The organism is Martelella lutilitoris, from assembly GCF_016598595.1.
In the GTDB taxonomy this organism is placed as follows: Bacteria; Pseudomonadota; Alphaproteobacteria; order Rhizobiales; family Rhizobiaceae; genus Martelella; species Martelella lutilitoris_A.
On sequence record NZ_CP066786.1, the window covers coordinates 3,664,154 to 3,687,141 of the forward strand.

8 protein-coding genes are annotated in these 22,988 nt (G+C 60.8%); 3 read left to right on the forward strand and 5 right to left on the reverse strand.

Annotation, left to right across the window (positions count from 1 at the left end; genetic code table 11):
• Window positions 1-65: 65 nt before the first annotated feature.
• The 5 genes from JET14_RS17500 to JET14_RS22800 form a co-directional block, all read right to left on the reverse strand.
• Window positions 66-10,688, reverse strand: coding sequence for an autotransporter domain-containing protein (locus tag JET14_RS17500; RefSeq protein WP_200335174.1), 10,623 nt, complete (start codon window positions 10,686-10,688; stop codon window positions 66-68).
• Window positions 10,689-12,669: 1,981 nt separating this feature from the next.
• Complete coding sequence (locus JET14_RS17505; protein ID WP_200335176.1) at window positions 12,670-13,290, reverse strand: invasion associated locus B family protein; 621 nt, start codon at window positions 13,288-13,290, stop codon at window positions 12,670-12,672.
• A gap of 57 nt (window positions 13,291-13,347) precedes the next feature.
• A complete protein-coding gene (locus JET14_RS17510; protein WP_200335178.1) occupies window positions 13,348-14,106 on the reverse strand; it encodes a SapC family protein in 759 nt (252 codons plus the stop codon).
• Between the two features lie 277 nt (window positions 14,107-14,383).
• Window positions 14,384-17,614 (reverse strand): autotransporter domain-containing protein, encoded by a 3,231-nt coding sequence (locus JET14_RS17515; protein WP_348648109.1) that lies wholly within the window; start codon window positions 17,612-17,614, stop codon window positions 14,384-14,386.
• 109 nt (window positions 17,615-17,723) lie between these two features.
• The gene (locus tag JET14_RS22800; protein WP_246750363.1) at window positions 17,724-21,005 is read right to left on the reverse strand and encodes a beta strand repeat-containing protein; all 3,282 of its coding nucleotides are present in this window, start codon (window positions 21,003-21,005) and stop codon (window positions 17,724-17,726) included.
• A 334-nt stretch (window positions 21,006-21,339) separates the two neighbouring features.
• On the opposite strand from JET14_RS22800, the gene JET14_RS17520 reads away from it, so the two are divergent.
• The 3 genes from JET14_RS17520 to JET14_RS17530 are packed head-to-tail and all read left to right on the forward strand — an operon-like array spanning window position 21,340 to window position 22,986.
• Complete coding sequence (locus JET14_RS17520; protein WP_200335182.1) at window positions 21,340-21,546, forward strand: hypothetical protein; 207 nt, start codon at window positions 21,340-21,342, stop codon at window positions 21,544-21,546.
• A 52-nt stretch (window positions 21,547-21,598) separates the two neighbouring features.
• Window positions 21,599-22,306, forward strand: coding sequence for a 3-oxoacid CoA-transferase subunit A (locus tag JET14_RS17525; RefSeq protein ID WP_200335184.1), 708 nt, complete (start codon window positions 21,599-21,601; stop codon window positions 22,304-22,306).
• Window positions 22,303-22,986, forward strand: coding sequence for a 3-oxoacid CoA-transferase subunit B (locus JET14_RS17530; protein WP_200335186.1), 684 nt, complete (start codon window positions 22,303-22,305; stop codon window positions 22,984-22,986). The genes JET14_RS17525 and JET14_RS17530 overlap by 4 nt, the downstream gene beginning before the upstream one ends.
• Window positions 22,987-22,988 lie beyond the last annotated feature (2 nt).

The following is a 22,988-nucleotide window of genomic DNA, read 5'->3' on the forward strand; positions in this document are numbered from 1 at the left end:
CCAGACAATAAAATGCCGGGCTTTGCGCCCGGCATTTTGGCTTCGTATCTCACGGGCGACCTGCCTCAGAACCTGATATTGAGCTTTGCGGTGACGTTCTGGCTTCGGTTGCCGCCGGCGAACTGGCCGGTATAGTTGACGCCGACGCTCACCGTGTCGGAGAACTCGGTGTCCCAGCCGATGCTCAGAACCGCCTGGTCCTCGGCAAGCGGCGTGCCCGTCACGCCGAAGGGATCAGATCCCGCGAAGGTGAAGGCCGCCTGCGGATCGAGATCGCCGAAGCCGTGGCGCCAGCCGGCAGATGCCGACAGCCGGTTCTGGTAACCGCCGATGTCAAATTCCCACGCGCCCCGCAGGCCCACCGTCGTAAACCCGGTGTTCATCGTCTGGCTCTGATAGGACAGCGCCGCGATCCCGCCCGTTTCCGTAAACGCGTCCGAATGCTGGTTGATATAGGCCGCATCCGCATAGGGCTCCAGCGTGAAGCTGTCGGTCACGTCGAAGCCGTAGCCGACCCCGCCATAGACCTGAAACGTGCCCGCGTCATAGCTGCCCGACAGATGGTCGGTGAAGGTCGAGGCATAGACGCTGCGGTTGGTCGAGACGCTGTGCCAGGTATAGGCCGTGCCGAAATCGACGCCGAAGCCGCCCCATTCGCCGCCGCCGTAAAGGCCGAACGTATAGTCGTCGCTCGTGCCCTTGGCATTGTGCGCATCGACCTTGTAGGTCGACTGGCCGAAGCCGGCGACCGCGCCGAAGCGCATCGAACCGAAGGCTGCCGCATCCGCGCCGAGGAAGAAGCCCCCGACCGAATCCGTCATCTTCGCGGCAACGCCGCTGCCGTCCATGCTCGACCACGCGCCGTAGCCCGCGGCCCAGACCCCGATGCCGCCATTGTCCTCCTCGAAGGCGCCGAAGGGCGTGGCGACCGGGCTCGGTTCGGCCGCGTAATTGCTCACCGCCGAAATCCCCGCTCCCGTCGAAACCCCGCCGAGCGACCCGCGCACCTGCTCGCCGGTCGCATTGCGAAGATACCGGCTGCCCGCAACCATCGCCGCATCGCTCGACGCATAGACATCACCCGAAAGCTGCGGCAGAACCTCCTCCGCCTCGTCAATACGGATGTTCCTCAACGCCCCGAAACCACGATCACTCGAAAGCGACTTGATCGTGCCGACGATATCGCATGCATCGCTTGAGAGCTGGACACACAGATCTTTCGTGGTGTTCGGCTTCACCGTGAAGAGAAGGTTGTTCTGATTTTGCGGATCTGTCTCGAAGCCGTAGAGAGCTGTAACCGTGCCGGCAGGCGCCGAAATCTGAGTGCTATAAGAAGATCCGGGGCCGCCGGCGATGACCGTATATTCTGCTGGTGGCAAGGGTTCTCCGATCAGTTTGACATCCCCTTGCACCGTGCCGGTAATGGTCACGGCTCCAGAGACATTGAGCAGGCTGGCGCTGCCGGGAACGTTGCTGTCGACCGCGATCTCGAAGCTGCCGCCGTCGACAATGTCCAGGCTCTCGGCGCTGACCGTCGTAACGGCCATCGCGCCCGTATTGTCATACGCACCGAACCGTATCTTTCCCTTGTCCCCGACCCGGACCGCACCGAAAGACCCCATGCCTTCCAGGATCGCCTTGTTGCCCACGTTGATCGTGCCGAGAAGCTGGGCCGAAGACTCCGAACCCGGCGAACCCGTGACATTCAGCGTCATGTTCGCAGCCAGGTTCGTCGTTCCCGTGAAGGTGTTTGCAGCGGTCAGTTGCAGGCTCCCTGGAACATTGACGTTAAACGTGCCGGCACCTTCGATGTTTCCATGGAATGCAGAGGGGCCACTGGCGTCCCAGTTCCAGATGGCCGCCTGCTCGACTATTATGTCGCCCGGCACCGCACCGGCCTGTTGGGTCGTCAGCGTACCCTCCAGAACATGCGTGCCGCCATTATATGTGTTGATCGCATCAAGAACGAGCTCTCCCGGTCCGTCTTTCACCAGGCCGGCAGCGCCGGTCATCGGCAATTCGACGGTTGCCGAGATAGCGGAATCGGCGGGCGTCTCACCAACCGTGACAGAGATGTTCGACTGCGCGGTCGTGAAGGTCAGTTCATCACTGCCGGCAAGACCCTTTATGACATAGCCATCAACGAGGAAGGTCATCCCGCCGATCTCGACCGCCGCGCCGCCTGACGTGTCGACCGCGACATCCGCGGCATCGCCCTTGAAGATCGCCGTGGCGCCGGCTGTCCAGGGGCCCAGGTTGCCGCCGTTTTCATCCGACCAGTTGGAGCCGGAATTGGCCGTCCAGTTTCCCGGCCCGCCGAAGTCGGCAGGACTCGATTGCACCGGATGCCAATAGGCGGTTACGCCTTCCTCGGCCGTCAGATAGACACCGTGGTTGACGTCGACGATCTTGAAGTTCCCGGACGAGGGAACGAGCTTTGTCGGATCGCTGCCATTGGGCTTTGACGTATAGGAAATCAGGAAGTACTCGCCCTTCTGAATGTCCTGGGCAACCCCGGTGGTGGAATGAACGTCGACGATGCCGCTCACCACATCCAGCGATCCGGTAATAAACAGCGGTACCGTGGTGTTGGGCGCGTTGGGGTCGAGGGTAACGTCGAGGGTCGAGCCGGCCTGAAGGACGAGACTGTCGCCGGTCGTAAGAGGCCCGGTCTGAACCGTACCTTTCAGCGTGCCGCCTTGCTGCACCGTCACAGTGCCGCCCAAAGCGCCCGTCCCGGTCAAGGTGCCGCCGTTCATGGCCGTGGTATTGCCCGAGAACCTGGTGCTGGAGCTGTTCACCTCGGCTGTGCCTGCAACGATGTTGAACGCCGCCGGCGTTGCCGAACTGCCTCCACCATCGGAAATGACGTTTGACGTCGTGAAAGTGACCGTGCCTGTGGCATTGACGGCGAGAACGGCGCCGTTCGCGATGCTGATCTGGCCGGCGACGGCAGCATTGTCGCCGAAGACAAGCGAACCCTCCTGAACCGCCGTTCCGCCGTCATAGCTGTTCCGGGCGGTGAACTTCAGTTCGCCCGGGCCTTGCTTGATCAGGCCTGATGTCCCGTGCAGCGGCACTGCGAGCGTTGCCGAACCGGCAGCCTGATCCACGTTCACGGTCACGGCAGCGCCAACAAGCATCAATGTGTCAGCCGTGTTCGCCGCGGTCAGGACATAGGGCCCGGCCTGGAAATTAAACCCGGCCACCTGGATCTGGCCATCCGTAACGCTGTCGACGGTGACATTGCCGCCCGTCCCCTTGAAAATCGCGGTTACGCCGCTGTTGTCCCAGCCGCCGAAATTCACGACGGCGGCATTGTCGGGGACATTGGTCCAGTCGGTTCCGCCGCTTGCCGTCCAGGTGCCGTCACCGCCATAGCTGGCGCCCGACCCGTTCATGGTCGGGTTCCAGTAGTCGCCAAGACTGGCCGTGCCGGAGGTCACGTGCAGATATATGCCCGGCAGACCACTGTCGTTGGCATAAGTGATGACGTAGGTCGGTTTGCTCCCCGGCGCGAGCGTCAGGATGTTTTGCGGGCCGGAATAGGGCGTGATTGGATCAATCAGGAAATAGTAGCCCTGCCCGAGCGTCTTGCCGCCGACAGTGTTCACGTCCACCTCAACCATACCGCTCGATGGCAATGAAAGAGAGGCGGAGGCAAAAAGCGGTGTGTTTGCGTTTACCGCCGCGGGGTCGAGATAGACGCGAAGTATCGAATCCGCATCCATGGCAAGAGGGCTCGCAACTCTGAGCGAGTATGGATTCTGACTACTCAGATTCTGCTCGTTTTCAAGCACGCCTTGGCCCATGACGGTCACCTGACCGACAATGTTCCCTGCACCGGCGAGCGTGCCGCCGGATTGCACCGTGACAGGGCCGCCCAAAATCGTCGGCTCACCAAAGACGCCGCCCCCATACTCAAGGACAAGCACGCCGCCCGAAATCGTAACGGTCTCGGTAAACTGTGACGCGGTGACATCCTGGAACACCGTTGTGCCCGAGATGTGATTGATGGCGCCCTGGGTGCCAATCAGTCTGAAGTTGTCCAATATGAGTGGCGTAACCCGCTCGGATACATGGTTGAAGACCATGGCCGACTGGGTGGAATTGAAGGAAACGCTGCCTTGTCCGGTGCCAACGAGGATCTCGCCCGTCATAGCGGCGACATCCGTTGCGGCTGCGCCGAAATTGAGGACCGCGACTTCGCTGGGGCTGAGGGGCTGGAGCGCGGCGAGCGATATGCTCTCATCTATCTTCAACCGGCCGCCCATCGTCAGCGTGACCGAGCCGTCAGGCTGGCCGCTGCCGCCCTTGCCCTCGCCGATCAAAAGCGTCTCGCCGGCAAGTTCGCCGGTAACGACAAGCGTGCCGCCGCCAAAGACGTAGAGGTCGCCGCCGAACGCGCCGCCTTCACCGGAGAAGGTGAGACTGCCGGGACCGGAGATATTGAAATCGCCCAGGCCGACAAGCCCGTTGTTCATCTCCGGCGTTCCCGTGGCCTGGACGGCAAGGGTCGTGGAATTGGCCGTCTTCACGTTGATCAGGCCCTGAACCGAGCCGTCCAGCCCCTTGGAACTGTCACCGAGCTGGAGTGTGCCCGCGCTGATGGTCGTATCGCCGGAATAGGTATTGTCGGCCGTCAGGATCAGCGTCCCCTCGCCGTCCTTCTCCATGCCGTCCGTGCCCTTCAGAACGACGCCGATCGAGGCCCATCCCCCATTCGTTGCGAGGCTGTCGTCGACCGCGATGACCGGGACCTCCGGGACGCCCGGGTTTAGGGGGGGATTCTGGTTGGGCGTGAGCAGCGTCAACGCGTCGGTCGTGGCCGAGGTCGTGTAGGTCAACTCATAGCCCGATTTGTTGAACTGCATACCGGTTACGACAATCGGCTCGGACTGGCCGTTCGGGACCGTGTTGATTTTGACCTTGCCGCTCGCGCCGTCGAAGATCGCCCTGTTGGGCGATTTCCAGTCGAAGGATTTCTTAAACGTCGGATTCAGCCAATTGGTGTGGGCATAGCTGACAAACCAGTCTCCGTCGCCGCCCACAACCTGTGGCGGCACTGATGGCTGGAGTGTAATTCCGTTCCAGTAAAGGTCCGAATAGGTCGGCACGTCATAGACTTCGAGCACAACATTCTTTTTGCCCGGATAGGTGATCTGGAACCTGCCGGTTGGCGTGTTGTTGAGCAGAACGGTGATATTCTGCGGATCGAACTCGCTGTTGTTGAGATTGTCAGCGGTGAAGAGGGTGTAATAGCCGTAGCCGCCGGTGACGGTGATATCCAGCGCGCCGCCGGCTGTCAGCCCCCTGTCCACGGTGACAAGGTCGTTCTCGGGACCGCCAAGGGCCGGATTGTTTGAACTGCCTGCCTTGCCGAGATCGAAAAGGCTGACCGCCGTGGTGTCCAGATAAAGATCGCCGACAATGTTCAGCGTACCGTAATTTGCTGCGGGAGGGGCGTTGACCGAAAGGTCTCCCGGCGAGAGCGTGGCGGATTTCGGCGTGCCGGACGGCTCGCCGATCGTGACCATGTTGTTCAGGCTGCCCAGATGACCGATCCCTGACAGAACGCCACCGGTGACATTGAAATTGCCGGCAAGCGTGCTCTTGACATTGAAGGTGCCGCCGCTGATGTCGACGTCGCCCGTATAGGCCGAGCCATCGCCCGAAAACGAGGTGAAGCCATCAAGCACGCTGATCGTCTGTCCGTCACCGCTTGAATCGACAGCCAGTTTCACATCGAAATCATAGTCGTCTGCCTGTGCGCCGGAGTGGTTGAACACGAGAGTGGCGGTGCCGCCGCCGAAGACGAGCTGCTGGGCGGACAGATTGCCGGGGGCCGCCAGCGGCGCCGGCGTTCCGGCCGGGCTGCCAATGTTCAGCGTACCCATGCCCGGCTGGCCCGAGGAGAGCCCGCCAATGCGGATGTCTTCCGCCGCGCTCAACGTCGCGCCGCCCTGCACGGAAACGCTGACAGAGGTGGCCATGGAATTCTTGCCATTGCCGATCACGATCGATCCGCCCTTGGCTTCCACGAGGCCCGACTGTCCGCTTGCGGTCATTGTCACATTCGTGTTGTCGGCATAGCCGACCCGGATATCGCCACCCGCGGCGCTCAGGGTACCCCTGATATCGGCATCAACGATCGAGCCTTCGACGTTGCCGATATCGACATCGTCATCGCCTGACGCCGTCAAGAGAGCTATACCGGAGATCGACAAAGAGGAGCCCTGTGAACCGAGCAGCGTGTCATTACGGTCGCCGATATCGATCTCTCCGGAGATCGTCATGGACGAATACACATTGAGTCCCGCAGGAGACGGGTCGCCCGGCGCCAGCGGGTCGGTTCCTCCGACGACAAGGCTTGCACCGTTCAGCGCTGGGCCTGGGGCATTTTGCACCTGCAGAGTTCCCCTGAGCACCTGGATCTCGCCCGCGAAAGCACTGCCGTCGCCGTTAAATGTGAAGGGGCTAGTGACTAAGTTTGACAGACTGAACTGGAGTATGCCCAAACCGGTGACGGTTTTGTTGTAGCCACTTGAACGATAAAACCGGATCGTTCCTTCATCGAGGATATCCGCATCCTGTTGCAGAGAGCCGGGAAACTTGTCGTCGCCGATTTGCAGGGTTCCCTTTTCAATCACCCAGTTCCCGGCGAATTTGTAGGGAGCGACCGCAAGCAGGCCTGGGCCGTCCTTGTGGATCTGGCCCGTGCCCTGGTAGGCGACGTTGTTGGTGACCGTCACGCCGTCTTCCACATACATGATGATCTCGCTGTCGATGGCAAACACATCGTCCGGGCCGCCGACAATATCATAATTCACCGTGTTGAACTGCATGCCGCCAAGCTTGATCGGCTCGTACTGTCCGGGACTGGTCTCGGTATTGACCGTCACCGTGCCCGGGAGCGTCCCCTCGAAAATCGCCGTATAGTCGTCAGTCCACGGGTGTCTTTTGATGCCGTCCTGGCCGGTCCAGCTCTGGTCATTCGGGAAAGCCTCCGGCAGCCAGGTGCCCGAACCGCCGACAATCGTGCCGTCGCCGGGATTGGTGTTGCCGCCGTCCCAGTAGAGCCCGGGCCCGCTAGGCGCGTTCAGAATTGTCAGGAAGATCGTATCCGTCGTGGTCGTGCGGCAACTCGGGTTGATCGGGCAGATACGATACTGGCTCGGCTGCAGAACCTCGGTCGTATCGAATTTCACACTCACATTGGCGCCGAAATTCCCGGTATAGCTCTGACTGTACTGGAACAGCGTGTAGTCGCCATATTCGTCGTCGTTGATCGTGACGTCAAACCCGCTGCCGCCGAGGTTGATGGTACCGTTGACCACCACTAGGTCGTTGCTGGCGGGCGCGTTCGCCTGGCCGGCGAGGCTGAACCCGAACACGCTGGTGGCATTGGCCGCCAGCGTCAGATCGCCGTTGATCGTCAGGATACCGTAGCTGTTGCCGGAAAACGAGGCATCGCCGGGCGAAAGCCGCCCGGCCATGCTGCCGTTGCCGATTGCTACCGGACCGCCGATCGTGGCATTGTCGCCGGCAAGCGTACCACCGAAGACATTGACCGTCCCGCCGATATCCTGTCTGAGGTTGAAGGTACCGTTCGTTACGGTCGTCGTGCCGCCATAGCCGCTGTCATTGAGATCAAAGTCAACGCGGCCGGGCCCGGTAATGTTGAACGGACCGGTCAGGCTGTCGATGTTGTTGTTGAACGATACGCCCGTTCCCGACTGCGCATAGACGGCCAGCGTGCCGCCGCCGGAGATGGAACCGACCACCGTGCCATTGCCCAGAGCACCGCCAAGCTGCAACGTGCCCTGGCTGATCGTGGTGTTGCCCTGATAGGTGTTGGCTGACGAAAGGACCAGCATGCCGGAGCCGGTCTTGGTCAGGCCCGCGGGCGTGCCCTGAAGCGGCACGGCGATGGTTGCGGTTCCACCATTCACATTGATGGAAACAGGCGCGCCGCGGACGCTGGTAAGGGTGAGGGCGCCGAAGCCGTTTGAGCGCAGGACATAGCCGTCGCGCTGGAAATCCATGCCTGCGACCCTGAGATCGCCGTTGACCGTTACCGTGCCGGATTGTGACCCGGAGAAGATGGCAACGGCAGTGCTGTTGTTCACCCATGCGGTCTCCGAGGCAATGCTGCCCTGGGAATTCGCCCAGTTCCTGTTGGAGTTGTTCCAGATGCCGTTGCCGCCAACCAGGGAATTCACGGTCGTACCCGCCCCGTCCCAGTACTGGCTGATCATGCCGTTCGATCCCGGAACGATGAGCCTGACCTGATTGGACGTCAGATAGTCGATGCTGGAGCCGCTCGGCAGAGTGCTGCCGGAGGAGAACTGGCCGTTGACACCGTTGCTGTAGTTATAGAGCACATAAACGCCGGACCCGGAAAGCGCGCCGGCATTCAGGATGCTGCCGCCCAGGCTAAGGAACCCGGCGACATTCACGACCCCGCTGGTGTTCTGGAACACGTTGCGGGATCCGCCGGCGAGAGTAAGGCTTCCGCGGACATTGAACGGATTGGAGACGATGAGCGACGCGTTCGACTGCACCGAGACGAGGCTGCCGCCTTGCCCCACATTGCCGTTATTACCCACAATCAGAGTGCCGTTGACGATATTGAGGCCGCCGCCATAGGTGCTGGAGGCGGAAATCGTGAATGTGCCAGTGGAATAGAAACTGGTTGTCGTCGCCAGGTTTGCATTGGTGTTGCCGGACATCGTCACACTGCCGGTGCGGATGTTGAAGGCGCCCTGAAGCCCGGTAATGTTGTTGGTGAAATTGATTGAGGAACCGGCGTAGAGTTCAAGCGTCCCGCCGCCGGTGATCGCCCCGGCGACAGAGCCCGGCTGCGAATTGCCGGAGGTCCCGAGTTGCAGCGTGCCCTGTTCGATCGAGGTCGTGCCGGTGATCGCGGTATTGGATTTGGTCAGAACGAGCGTGCCGCCGCCCGTCTTGCGCAGGCTTGATGCATTAAGCACCAGATCGAGCGTCGCCGTCGAACCGCCGACAACGTCGATCCTCGGCACGGTCTCGCCGCGCGTGCCGTCCGGCGTGAGCTGGATCGAATTGCCCGTCAGCGTATAGCCGCCGGTATCGAAGAAGATCCCGGCCACCGAAATATTGGTGGCGGCGACAGTGACCAAGCCGCCGCGCGTTGCAAAATGCGCGGTCCTTCCATTCTCCCAGATACTGGGAGTCGTGCCTTGCTGGCTGACCCAGTTCCTGTTCGAGTTATTGATGTCCCATGTGCCATCGCCGCCGGAACCGTTGATAACGCCCGTCGGGTTCTGGTTTCCGGCCGAACCGCCGTTCCAGTAATAGTCCTGGTCATCCAGCTTTTCCTGTACGATCAGCACGCCTGTATTGGTGCCGTTATAGTGCAGGCTCCACTCGTACTGACCGTCTTCCAGGAACGCCTGCTTGTTGGTGTCGTAAACGCTGATACCGCCGGGAAAATTCTCGTTCGGGGAATAGGATTGATAGGTGATGAGCGTGTATGCGGTGCCGTCGGTACCGTTGTAATAGACCAGAAGCTTGCCGCCTGCGGTAAACAGGCCCTGAACGTTGACTGTATCATGATTGCCGACATGGACATCGAAGATCATTGTGGCATTGCCGGCAATCAACAATTCAGGGCCGAAGGTCAGACTGCCGACCCTGCCCGCCCCACTCTGATGAAGCTGCAACTGGTTATCTGACGGCGAGCCGAAGTCGCCCGGCGAAAGGGTGCCGTTCGTCTGGATCTCGACAGAGCCAAGCGTACCCGTACCTGACAGAATGGCCGAAGGATTGACCACGAGATCGCCGCCGAGCGTTCCGTTGGCCATATTCAGCACGGCCCCCTGATGCACGGCGGCCGCCCCGCTGAAATTGCTGCTTACGCCGGACAGATTGATGATGCCAGTCCCGCCGCTTGGCGCGTTGAAATCGATCTCGCCCAAAAACAGATTGACCGGATTGCTGAAATCCACTTCGGACGCGGTGAAGACATTGAGTTTCGCCGACTGCACGCCGCCGATCGTGCCCGCTATTTTGCCATTGCCCCAGGTCTGGTCGCCAAGCGTCAGCGTGCTGTTCGCCTGAACCTGCGTGCCGCCGGTATAGCCATTGCTTTCATTGGTCAAAACCAGTTCGCCGCCGCCGTCGACGACCAGCCGCGTGTTGCCGGGATTGCCCAGAAGCGGGACATCGATCACATTCCTGCCGCTCACATCAATCACGACATCGCCCGCCCCTTGCGAGGCAAGCGTGATGGCGCTGCCGCTCGACGTCAGCACGTAATTGCCGGTTCTGAATTCGATCCCGTCGACGCTGACATTGCTGGCAACCGTCACGGTGCCGCTATTGCCGCCGAAAACCGCCGTCTCGTTCGCAGTCCAGGTTCCTGTCGAAGGGTTCGGCCCGTCATTGACCCAGTTCGTGTTCCCGGCGTTCCAGGTGCCGTTGCCGCCGGCGCCGCCGGAAACGGCCAGGTTGGAGCCGGTCCCCCCGTTCCAGAAAGTGAACGGCCCGGCCGGTGCGCCATAGACGATGATCGTCAGGTCATTGCCGTCGCCGCCATTATAGGAAATCAGATAGTCGCTGGGAGAAAGCGCCTGACCGCCCTTGGTGACGAAGTCATTTACAGTATCTGCAAACTTACCAGTAATACTTCCGCTCTGCAGTGCTATCAATGTGTATTCACGATTATATTGACCTCGGAAGTCAACAACAAGATAGTTTGGTTGTGAAGTTGTTATTTGAACTCCGTTAACCTGGAAGTTCAGCCGGTCGCTTTCCGTAACGCCAAGCTCCATTTTCAGGGTGACACCGTTAAAAACACTGCCTGAAGTAGAAGAAGAATATGTCAAGGTACCATAGTGGGGATCATCAACTCCCCCCTTGGACAGGTCACCCGGGCTCAAAGTGCCGCCATTAGTGATCCCGAAAAAACTGGTGATATGGCCTGTGCCGCCAAGTATCCCCGACGGCCCCGCTAGAGCCATACGAGAAACGCTACCGAGAAGATTAAATGTTCCGCCACGCGCAATGAATTCACCAAAGCCCGAGCCGTAGTTACCTGTATAGGTTGTGAACCCGCCACTATTATATATTGTTACGGATGCATCGTCAGATACATCAGTAGAAATTGTATAATTGTCTCGCTGTGTTCCAGTGTGATTGATATCCATACGAATGTAACTAAAACCTGCCGAGGATTTGGCCAAACGTTGGACATTGAACGCTCCTGGCGCATGCTGCGGCTGCAACAGGCTGACATCATTCCTGTCCAAATTATTCTCGTCGCCCACCACAATATAAAGCTGGTTGTTGCCGGGTGTATTTGGACTCAGCGTAGAAGCGTAGAGGCTACCGCCGTCTCTGACGACCAGCCTGCCAGTCGTTTGCATGTCAGAAGTTTGTCCGTTGATGTTGAGCCTAGCCCCTTGCTCTACGACGATCCGGCCAGGTGTCTGACTTGAATTATTGGCAAAGCCGAAATTGCTCATTGTTATTGAGGTGTTACCGCCATTAAAAACCGCAGTATTCGGTCCATAAATGGATAGATTTCCCATATTCACAGTCGCACCAGCGTCGAACCGGATATTGCCGTTTGCGTTACCTTGATTTCCGGAAGAGAGAAACACATCGTTGAAATTTGCGTGCCCGCCGCCCGTCACATGAAGATAGCCGCTTCCGCCGTTCGAAGACCCGAATCCCACATAGGTCGGGGCACCATTGCCAACGGTGAACTGCGCCGGTCCTTGGATGGTCAGTGTCATGTCCCCGCCGCCGGACGAACCCGGGGAACCGATATTGAGGTTGCCATTGGTCGTCGTGATCTGTGAATTGCCGCTGACGGTAACCGTGTAGCTCTGGCCGCCATAGGTAAACGTGCTGTCCAGGTTCAGCGTGCAATTGCCGACATTGTTATATGTCAGGCTGCCGCCGCTGCCGGAGGATGCGCAATCCGCGGCCCAGACCTGGCTTGCATCGGAGAGGTAGACGCCCGATGCCGCGAAGATCACCGCGCCCGAGAAGGCCGTGCCGGCCAGATAGCGCCGGAGGCGACGCCGCGCCGAGCCGCTCTTTGCGGCGGCAATGTCCTGCTGCGAAACACTGTGATTGATGCGGTGTGTACCAAACATGTTATCCCCCTGGGCAGCTCCGGCAGACATGACTGCCGCAGAGCAAAATCACGAATCCGACCAACACAGTCGATCCCCGCCCTTGAGAATAAAACCTGTTTTTTCTGCAATCAATCCAAATGTAAATAAAATATTAACATTATTTAACTCGATTTATTACATGTTAATTTCCACTAAATGCCCATTTTATACATGTATAATAAATCATCATTATGTTCAAAGGAAAATCATTCTCAAATAAACCAGTAGATCGTCGGCAGAACCCTTGCCGGAGACAACTCCACAAATACGTAAGCGTATACTTTTATTAGAGCCGGGTCACACTTATAGACGAGCCGGAATTGTCGCGCGCGCTATCCGCGTCGTCGCTTTCGGGGCAGCACCGAAGACCGGGGACGCAGCCGCAATTGCGATGCGTCCCCGGTCATCTTACGCCAAAGAATGAAGCCGCGTTGCCGGGAGCGAGACGGCCGCGCCGCGCGCCGGTCATCTTGCCGCGAAGCCCCTGCCGAAAGGTCTTCCGCCGTCAGTTGACGGGGGGAGCGGCCGAAACGGCTGCGGAGAACCCCTTCATCGAAAGCGGCAGCGCGACCTCCTGGCCGTTCATGATCTTGAAGGAGACCGATGCGGCCTTGGCTACCTTCAGCTCCTTCATCTGGTCGGCCGTAAGCTCCATGTCGGCGGCGCAGACCTGTCCGCAGGTCACATAGGTCATCATCATGTCCTTGCCTGCCGCGGCCGAGCCAACCGCGCCGCCCTTGACCGGCTGTCCGGCCGGCTCGCCGCCGACGGTAAAGGTCACGCCGGCGCGCAGATCGACATTGGCGGGCGTCTGCACCACGAGACGCGGCGCATCCATGCCCGGCAACGAACCGACGGCCACCGTCAGGATGCGCTGAACCTGGCCGCCCTCCTGCTGCTGCACATTGAGCGTCTGGGTTGCCTCGCAAACGCGCTGCGGCGGCCCGGGCTCCTTCTCGTCGGCCTTCTGGATCTGCACGAGCATGCAGTGCTGCGACCAGTCGCCGTAGGAAACGGTCGTGTCGGAGGCCGCAACCGGCTCCGGCTGCTGGGCGCCGGCCGCGGTGGCTAAGAACATGGCGCCCGCGAAGGCGGCGCCGAAAGCTTTCCTGTTGATGATAGTCATGTCTTTCCCCTTGATGTCCCGGTTCATTCGAATGGTCCGGCTGGATGACCCAGCCGCTCAGGCCGCCTTGGCGGGCGAGGCCTTTTCATTGAGATCGAGCAGTACCTGCCAGTTCTGGGTCGAGGCCAGATGCAGCACGACCGCATCGTTGAAGCCGTTCTTGTGCCAGTCGATCAGCACATCCTGCGGCAGGTTGCGGAACCGCTCCTCATCGACGACAAGAAGACCGTCGAGCCGGTAGTGGCTCTTGTTGGCGAACGACATGTTGACCTGCTTGTCGACCAGAAGGTCCTGCTCCTTGAGGGCTTTGGCGAAGTCATTGCCGCGCAGGCTGGCCTGATGAAAACTGTTGCAGAATTCCATCATCGGCGCCGTCGCCTCGCCGGCCTTGCCGTCCTCGGCAAAAAGCGCCGTTCCGTTTTCCGCCTCATCGGCGGGCTTGATGCGGTCACAGCCCTCGTCAAAGCCAAGCACGGTCTGGCTCTTGTCCTCCGACTGGATCAGGATAAAGGGGTACCGGCGGACATAGGCGGGGATATAGGCCCCCTCCTTCCACTTGCCGTCCGCGCTGACGAAGAGGTTCTGTCCCCCCTTGAGGCCGGTCACCGCGACTGCGGCGGGCAGAGGGTCGCCCTTGACGAAAACGATCGGGTAATGGCGCGACGCCGGGACGAATTCAGCGGGCGACAGCGGCACCGCATTGGCCTTGGCGGCAAAGGAAAAGTCCTGCTTGCGTTCGAGCACGAGATCCTTGTGGTCCTCGAAACGCAGGACTTGCGGCGCACTGTAAAAGAGCGGGAGTCCGTTATTCTTCATTGTCACCCTTCCTCCTGGGCTGAGCTTTCTGTTCATGCGGCTGCAGGATGCAACCTATACGATATTATATTCAACTTACACGCAATACAATCCTACATGTAGGAAAGTTTTGCGCGCAGAACCCCGCCGGCTGCAGGACAGCCCTGTGAAGGCACATGGCCGGATTCTTGATCATGAATGCCCTTTCCGGCGGAATACCGGCCGGCAGGAAGGATAGCTTTTCGCTTAACGGCGCCGGGCTCTCCGCCCGGCGCCGCTCCGCGTCACGCTTGAGCCGCTAGAACCTGATATTGAGCTTTGCGGTGACGTTCTGGCTTCGGTTGCCGCCTGCGAACTGGCCGGTATAGTTGACGCCCACGCTCACCGTATCGGAGAACTGCGTGTCCCAGCCGATGCTCAGAACCGCCTGGTCCTCGGCAAGCGGCGTGCCCGTCACGCCGAAGGGATCAGATCCCGCGAAGGTGAAGGCCGCCTGCGGATCGAGATCGCCGAAGCCGTGGCGCCAGCCGGCAGATGCCGACAGCCGGTTCTGGTAACCGCCGATGTCAAATTCCCACGCGCCCCGCAGGCCCACCGTCGTAAACCCGGTGTTCATCGTCTGGCTCTGGTAGGACAGCGCGGCAATCCCGCCCGTTTCCGTAAACGCGTCCGAATGCTGGTTGATATAGGCCGCATCCGCATAGGGCTCCAGCGTGAAGCTGTCGGTCACGTCGAAGCCGTAGCCGAGCCCGCCATAGACCTGGAACGTGCCCGCGTCATAGCTGCCCGACAGATGGTCGGTGAAGGTCGAGGCATAGACGCTGCGGTTGGTCGAGACGCTGTGCCAGGTATAGGCCGTGCCGAAATCGACGCCGAAGCCGCCCCATTCGCCGCCGCCGTAAAGGCCGAACGTATAGTCGTCGCTCGTGCCCTTGGCATTGTGCGCATCGACCTTGTAGGTCGACTGGCCGAAGCCGGCGACCGCGCCGAAGCGCATCGAACCGAAGGCTGCCGCATCCGCGCCGAGGAAGAAGCCCCCGACCGAATCCGTCATCTTCGCGGCAACGCCGCTGCCGTCCATGCTCGACCACGCGCCGTAGCCCGCGGCCCAGACCCCGATGCCGCCATTGTCCTCCTCGAAGGCGCCGAAGGGCGTGGCGACCGGGCTCGGTTCGGCCGCGTAATTGCTCACCGCCGAAATCCCCGCTCCCGTCGAAACCCCGCCGAGCGACCCGCGCACCTGCTCGCCGGTCGCATTGCGAAGATACCGGCTGCCCGCAACCATCGCCGCATCGCTCGACGCATAGACATCACCCGAAAGCTGCGGCAGAACCTCCTCCGCCTCGTCAATACGGATATTCCTCAACGCCCAGAACTTCTCCTGCCCGGCAAGCGACCGGATCGAAGAAACAACCCCGCATGCCTCGCTAGGAAGCGCGGCGCACAATTCCATCACACCGGCAGGTCCGACTTCCAGATAGAGAATGCCGGGATTGCCTGCGCGTTCCACGAGTTTGAGCGAATACTCAAACGTAGATCCGTTCGCCTGAAATGCCGCATTGTAGGTCGAGCCTTGCGGGGCCTGGATAACCGGATAGTAGATGGGAAGGGCGCTGAGATCAGGGTCCGCTTTCGTGTGGCTGATCTGGCCGTAGATCGTGCCGGTATCGAGGTGGACCTCGTTCGCTACCGTCAGCATGCCGACAGAGTTGGTTGAGAAATCGGCCCCCACGACAAATGTGCTCCCGTCGTCCATCGCCAGGCTCTGCGCCGTCAAGGTTGTTGCAGGCGGCAGATTGTTCCCCACGGGAACACCGAAAACATACTTGCCACCTGTATGGATATGGACGTCGCCGAGGGCACCATACCCCTGCAGAGTGCCGCCACGCATCACATTGATCGTGCCAAGGAGAGCAGCAGTTCCAGGCGATCCGGCCGGTCCGGTCACGTTCAACGTCACATTCTGCGGCACATTGGTAACCCCGGTGAAGGTGTTCGCGGCCGTCAGCTGCAGGCTGCCATTTATTCCTGCATTGACGTTGAACGTCCCGCCGCCGCCGGCGCCGATCGAAGAGATGACGCCGTCAAAGCTCTGGTTACCGGTGACAGCCCAGTTCCAGGTCGCCGTCTGGCTGATGGAGATGTCGCCCGGCACGGCGCCTGCATCGGTCACCTCGAGCGTGCCTTCATTGACCAGCGTATCTCCCTGATAGCTGTTGGCCGTGGTCAGCCCGAGAGTGCCGGGCCCGTTCTTGGTCAACCCGACCGTACCCTGAAGCGCAACCCCGATCGTCGCGGTATAGGGGTTGTTCATGGCATCCTGACCGACGGTGATGGACGCAGCGTTGGTTCCCGGAAACGCCATCAGGACGAGGCTGTCGGTGCCGGCCTGCGGGCGAAGCGAATAGCCGTCGGCATTGAACTCCATGCCCGCGACCTTGATGAACTCGGTCACTGCCGCGCGACTGTCGACGTCGACGGCCCCTCCCGTGGTTGCGAAAATGGCATAGCCACCCTGCGCCCAAGGGCCCGTGGCGTCGCCCCGCGGGTTCGTCCAGTTGGTCATGTCTGCATTCCAGGTCCCGGGGCCGCCGGCGCCGTTGGGCGTGGGCGGCATCGTCGGCTGCTGATGGACACCGTTCCAGTAGGAATAGGCATCCGGACCGACAGCCAGAACCAGGGTTCCGGAGCCGCCGGCAGTCGACGCGGCAATTGCCCGATGGTATGTATTGTTGTTTACAGGCACGCTCGAAACATCGATCATACTTGGGTCGCCGTTATAGGTGGTAGCATAGTCGATCAGCGGATAGGTGCCATCCGCCAGGTTGCCTCCGCCCTGGACGGTCACCATCAGCCTGTTGGTCCCGGTACTCAAGATCCCCGTCGCGATCGGCGCCGCTGTTCCGGGGGCAGGCGGCGTGGCATTGAGGGTTACCGCCAGGTTCGCACCAGGCTGAAGGAAGAGCGAAGTCGTTCCCGCAGTCAGCGTCGGCTGGGTGGGCAGCGGCGCCTCAAGCGTGGCGTTCTGCTGCACGAGAACGGTACCGCCCAGTTCACCGGTCCCGGTCAGCGTGGCCCCGTTGGAAACGGTGGTAATGCCGGAGAAGCCCGGGCTCTGGCTGTTGAATGCGACGGTGCCGGCCTGAATGTTAAACCGGGCGCGGCTTCCGCCCGAGGTCAGCACGTTGCTGGTGCCAAACGTCATTGTCTGGGTCGCATTGACGGCGAGCGCGGCGCCCGCCACGTTGGCCACATCAATCGCACCCTGGAGCGGCATGGTTGCGCCGCTCAAGATCAGCGTTCCGGCCGAAATTGACGTCTGGCCCGTATAGGAACTGACCGCTGTCAACTCCAGCGTCCCGGGCCCGTCCTTTTCCACCTGCGTGCCGGCGGCAAGCTCCGCGAGTTCCACGCCCATCGTGACCGTTGCGCTTGCATCGGTCACATCAATCTTGACCGGACCGCCGGCGGCGCTGGTCAGCGTCAGAGCGCCCCCGGTGAAGCTGTATGGGCCGATATCGAACTCCATACCGCTCACGAGGATCGGAGTTCCTGTCCCGACCGCGACCGTTCCAGGCCGCTCGATGAAATGCGCAACCCCGCCGGAAACCCAGGCATGGTGGTTCGTGCCGTTCGCGTCATCGGACCAGGCAAGGCCGCCCGTCGCGGTCCAGCTGCCGTCGCCGCCGAGCAAATTCGGAGCCTCGTTCTGGTCGGGGTTCCAGAATTCGTCCGGTGGGTTGCCGACCACCAGCCAAATTGTGTTGTTGTTCGGGTCGGCAAGGGAATAGGTCGCGTTCGGCGTCGCGAAGGTCAAGAGATCGAGCGCTGGCCGATTGCCGACATAAGAAAGCAGGGCGTATTGCGTGCCGATCGGCAAGGCCGTGCCGCCCACCGTATTGACCGTGATGACGCCGCCGAGCGTGGCCACAAAGTCGCCGGTCGTGCTGAACAGAGGCATCGACCGGTACCGCATTTCCCCCATCACCGAGGATAACGCCGATCTTCGCGTTATCCTGGGCTGTTCCACTGACCGAGATCGAAACAGCGCCGGGCGTAGCGTCGAGCGTTAGCGCGGAGGTGGCATTCGCACCAACAAGTTCGTATCCGCTTACTGTGAACTGCATGCCGTTGACGTTAATCGGCGCAGTGCTGTCGACCGTGACCGTACCGGCATTTCCAGTGAACATCGCCACATCGGATTGAACCCAGACGGTATGAGGCGGTTGACCGGTGGAATCCGTCCAGTTCGTGCTCGTGGCCGCATCCCAGGTGCCATCGTGGCCGAAATCGGCGGGGGTCGCCCGTGGATGCCAGAAGATCTGCTGACCGCCGGCCGACTGGGCCAGAATGTAAAGGAAGCCGGGCCCTGCCACCGGATCGCTGAGCAACTGGTAATTGTTCGGGTTGTTCATGAGGGTAAGCTGGCTTGCGGCACCGGTCGCGGAGGAGGTAAAGTGGATCAGATTGTAGCGATGCCCGGCAACGAGATTGGCCGGCATGAAAACCACATTGCCGGCGGTCATGTTCAGCGTGGTCACTGTAATCAGCGCTGGCGACGGGTTCGCGCCTGGATTCGGATCAAGCGTCACGTTCAGCGTCGACCCGTTGCCGAGCGTCAAGGCGCCGACGATCATCAGGGCCGGGGTCGTCGAATAATCGCCCGCGATCGTCCCGGTCTGACTGACCGTCACGTCACCGTTGATCGTGCCGGTACCTTTCAACGTACCGCCGGTCACCGCCACGTTGCCGTTGATCGTGCCGCCGCCGTTCAGCGTGCCGCCGGTCAGCGCCACCGTTCCTCCGAGCACGCTGTTGGCGAGCATATTGAAAGTGCCCGCCGTAACATTCGTCTGCCCTAGAAATGTGTTGCTGTCGCTGGAAAAGTCGAGCTGTCCGGCTCCCATCACATGGAAAATGGGAGGGTTCGTATTATCGGCGGCGGCTGTCAGAACATTGGTAAAGGACAGAGTAGGCTGGCTTGCCGACTGATTGACGGCAAGGGTAGCACCGGCAGCAATCGTGATGCCGGCCAGAATCGTGCTGTTCGTCGTTCCGTCGCCGAGCTGCAGCGTACCGGCGCTGATCGTGGTGCCGCCCGAATAGGTCTTGTTGCCGGTAAAGACGAGCGTGCCGGTGCCGCCCTTCGTCAGGCTGTTCACCGCCGCCGGCACTGGCGCCCTGTTCATGCCGTCGGTGATGTCCACGGCAATCGTCGCCGTCACCGTGTCCACATCGATTTCGCCGACTGTGTGGAGGCGCGGCGACATTTGTAGTGCGCCCCCCGTTCCCGCGATCAGGTGATACTCCTGGGCCGAGAACACGAGCCTGTCGAAACCCAGCGAGCCGATAACGGTTACCGTTCCGCCCGTGTTGCCCTGGAAATAGCCGACCGACCCTGCCCAGGCGGTTGAATTCGAGCCATCCATTTGGGCCCAGTTTCCAAGTCCCGCGATCCATGTACCGGACCCGCCGGTGAGCGGATTGCTGGTATAGCCGGGTGCGGGTGCGCCGCCGTTCCAGTATTGCGCGGTCTCGCCGGTCTGGCTGTCATAGGTGATGAGCCGGATCATGCCCGGCGAATTCACAACAGCGTTGGGATCAACCGCATTGAGCTCATACATTTTGCCCTGAGGCAGGCCTGTAACCGTTGCACTTGCGAAGATGGTTCCGGGCGCCGGGGTGAGCGTGCCGCCATACTGGAAGATATTGTAGACGGGCGCATTGCCCTGGACGGTGGCTGTGAGCGACGCCAGGGAAACATCGAGCGCGCCGCTGGTGACGAACAGGGGCTGGCCGGCGGTGGCCTCTTCCAGATCGGCCGTTATCCCCGTCGTATCTCTCGTGAACGTAACCGATGTGCCGAGCGTGAGCGTGCTGCCCTGCCGGTTGTAGAGTGAGCCGCTGTAGATGAGATCCACCGCACCGCCGAACCCGCCCGTGCCGGAGAGAATGCCGGAAATATTCACCTTACCGACATAGTCGGGATTGCTGCTGGTCAGGATCAGCTTGTGGGTGGAGCCGCCGTTGCGGATATCAATCCGCGCGTTGGTATCGCTGGCGGTTTCGGTGTAAATGCGATTGCTGACGGTCTGGTCCTTTGTCGCCGAATAAAGGGCAAGGCCGGCATTGTTCGACATGATGATGTCGCCATTGACCGAGGCGTCGTAATAGGGTCCCGGGAGACCAGAGGCATCCAAGCCGCCGATCGAGAGGGCGCCGCTCTTGATGTGGGTGGCGCCGGTATATTGCATGTCCGTGACGAAGGTGATCAGGCCGCCGCCCAGCGTGCCGTCCGAGCTTTCGATGTAGAGATCGGTCACACTGCCGTCCTGACTGTTGTGGATCGGCACGGCAAAGCTCTGAGTGTTCGGGACCATGCCGACGAGGGTTGAGTGGTTGCTGCCTGCGGCCGGGGCCATGTAGAAGGCGCCGGTGCCCCGGATGAGGTAATAATTCGTATGGCCGCCGGCGCCGTTCGGCGCGCCGAGATAGATCGTGTCGAAATTGATGTTGCCGACGATATCGATCACGGGGTGCGCCCCGGCCGGGCCGATGAAATGGGCATTGGTGCCCGGGGCGTTGGACCATGTCACGCCTGGCTGGGTGTTGCCGGCGTTCGTCCAGTTCAGGTTTCCGCCGACCGACCATGTGCCGTCGAGGGCGACGATGGGCGAGCCGTCGCCAATCACTGCCCCCGAGTCCCCGGGCGCATTCCAGTAGAGATCCAGGGCAGAGGCCTGCTGGGGCATGCCGCAGTAAAGCGCCGCCCCGCTCGCCAGAAGCAGCGTCGTGAATGCCGTGCCCGACAGGAAACGGGAAAGCGGGCGAGGCTTGTGCCCGCCATCTTTTGTCGCGCCAGGCGCAACATGACCGTTGCTGAAAGGACCCTCAGTCGAACTGCGAAAATTAGCAGACATTTCATTCCCCCGCCTTGATCGCCGGAACAGCCGCGCTGTGGCCGTCACGAATTGATAAAGATTGCGAACTATATACATTTATACTAATATATATATGTATATTGTTCTATGTAATCAGTATACATTCTCATAATTCAATATTGCAAACTTATTTTTCTGAATTATTACTAGTCATAATTTGAAGAATGAAACATGGTCCGAAAGCCGGCAGAGAGCCCGCGAGGAAAGTCTCCATCTTGCTGAAGCCTGCGCGCAGTAAAGCAGGGGCGAAGGCCGCGTGGCAGGCTACTCGTCTTCCTTGCCAATCGCGGCCTGCTGGTGCGGCGTCATTCGTATGGAGATGCTGAACGTGGGCCGTACCCACGAAATGCTAGAAGACCTTGCCGCCCGCTTCACCGCCGAGCAGGCGCTCTCAGGCAAGGAGCGCAAGGCCCGCGCCATACTCCGGTACGAGATGGGATCGATGCTAGGCGGCCGTTCGCCTGACGCACGCATTCGATCATCAGACGAACAAAATTCAGGATGTGAACTTTTGGGCTGACTTTCGTCGTCCTGCTCCCTAAAATCCTGAAGGTCGATAGGAGGTCGACATTATGGACAAGACGCTTTCAACGATTGAGGCCGCCGTCCGCCCGATTTTCGACGGCGCCACCGTCATGATCGGCGGCTTCGGCGGATCGGGCGCGCCGATCGAGCTCATTCACGCGCTGATCGACCAGGGCGCGAAGGACCTCACGGTCATCAACAACAATGCCGGCAACGGCCATGTCGGGCTTGCGGCCCTGATCGAGCAGAACCGCGTGCGCCGGATGATCTGCTCGTTTCCGCGCTCCTCAAACGCCACCGTGTTCAACGAGCGCTATCTTGCCGGAAGGATCGAGCTGGAACTGGTGCCGCAGGGCACGCTCGCCGAACGCATCCGCGCCGGCGGCGCCGGCATACCGGCCTTCTATACGCCGACCGCGTGCGGCACCGCACTCGCGGACGGCAAACCGGTAGAGGAATTCGACGGACGGCCCTACGTGCAGGAGCGCTGGCTGAAGGCCGATTTCGCCCTGATCAAGGCGGAGACCGCCGATACCCACGGCAACCTCACCTATCGCATGGCCGCGCGCAACTTCAATCCGCTGATGGCGATGGCCGCGACAACCACCATCGTCCAGGCGAGCCGCATCGTCGCGCCCGGCGGCATTGACCCCGAACAGGTGATCACGCCGGGCATCTTCGTCTCCTCGGTCGTCGAGGTCGCCGCGCCTGCGCAGGAGGAACTCCTCACCCGGCAGGAGGCCGTCTACCCATGATTTCCGTCGACGATATCAAGCTTTCCAATGCCCAGATCGCCTGGCGCGCCGCCCAGGACATCAAGGACGGCGCCTATGTCAATCTCGGCATCGGCTTTCCCGAAATGGTGGCGAAATTCCAGCCGGAGGGCCGGCAGGCAATCTTCCACACCGAAAACGGCGTGCTCGATTTCGGGCCCGCGCCGGAACCAGGCGAGGAGGACTGGGACCTCATCAATGCCGGCAAGAAGGCGATCACGCTGCGTCCGGGCACGGCCTTCTTCCACCACGCCGACAGTTTCGCCATGGTGCGCGGCGGCCATCTGGATGTCGCCATTCTCGGCGCCTATGAAGTGGCCGAGAACGGCGATCTCGCCAACTGGTCGACCGGCAAGGGCGGCGTTCCCGCCGTCGGCGGGGCAATGGACCTCGTTCATGGCGCAAGGCGCGTCGCCGTCGTTACCGATCACGTGACCAAGAAGGGCGCGCCGAAACTGGTGAAACGCTGCTCGCTGCCACTGACGGGGATCGCCTGCGTCACGCGGGTCTACACCTCGCTTGCCGTCATCGACATCGCCGACGGCCATTTCGTTCTCCGCGAGAAACTGGCCGCCCTGTCCTTTGACGACCTGCAGGCGCTGACCGGCGGGCCGCTTCACGTAGAAGGCGATGTTGTGGACCTCAACGTACCGGAAGTGTGATC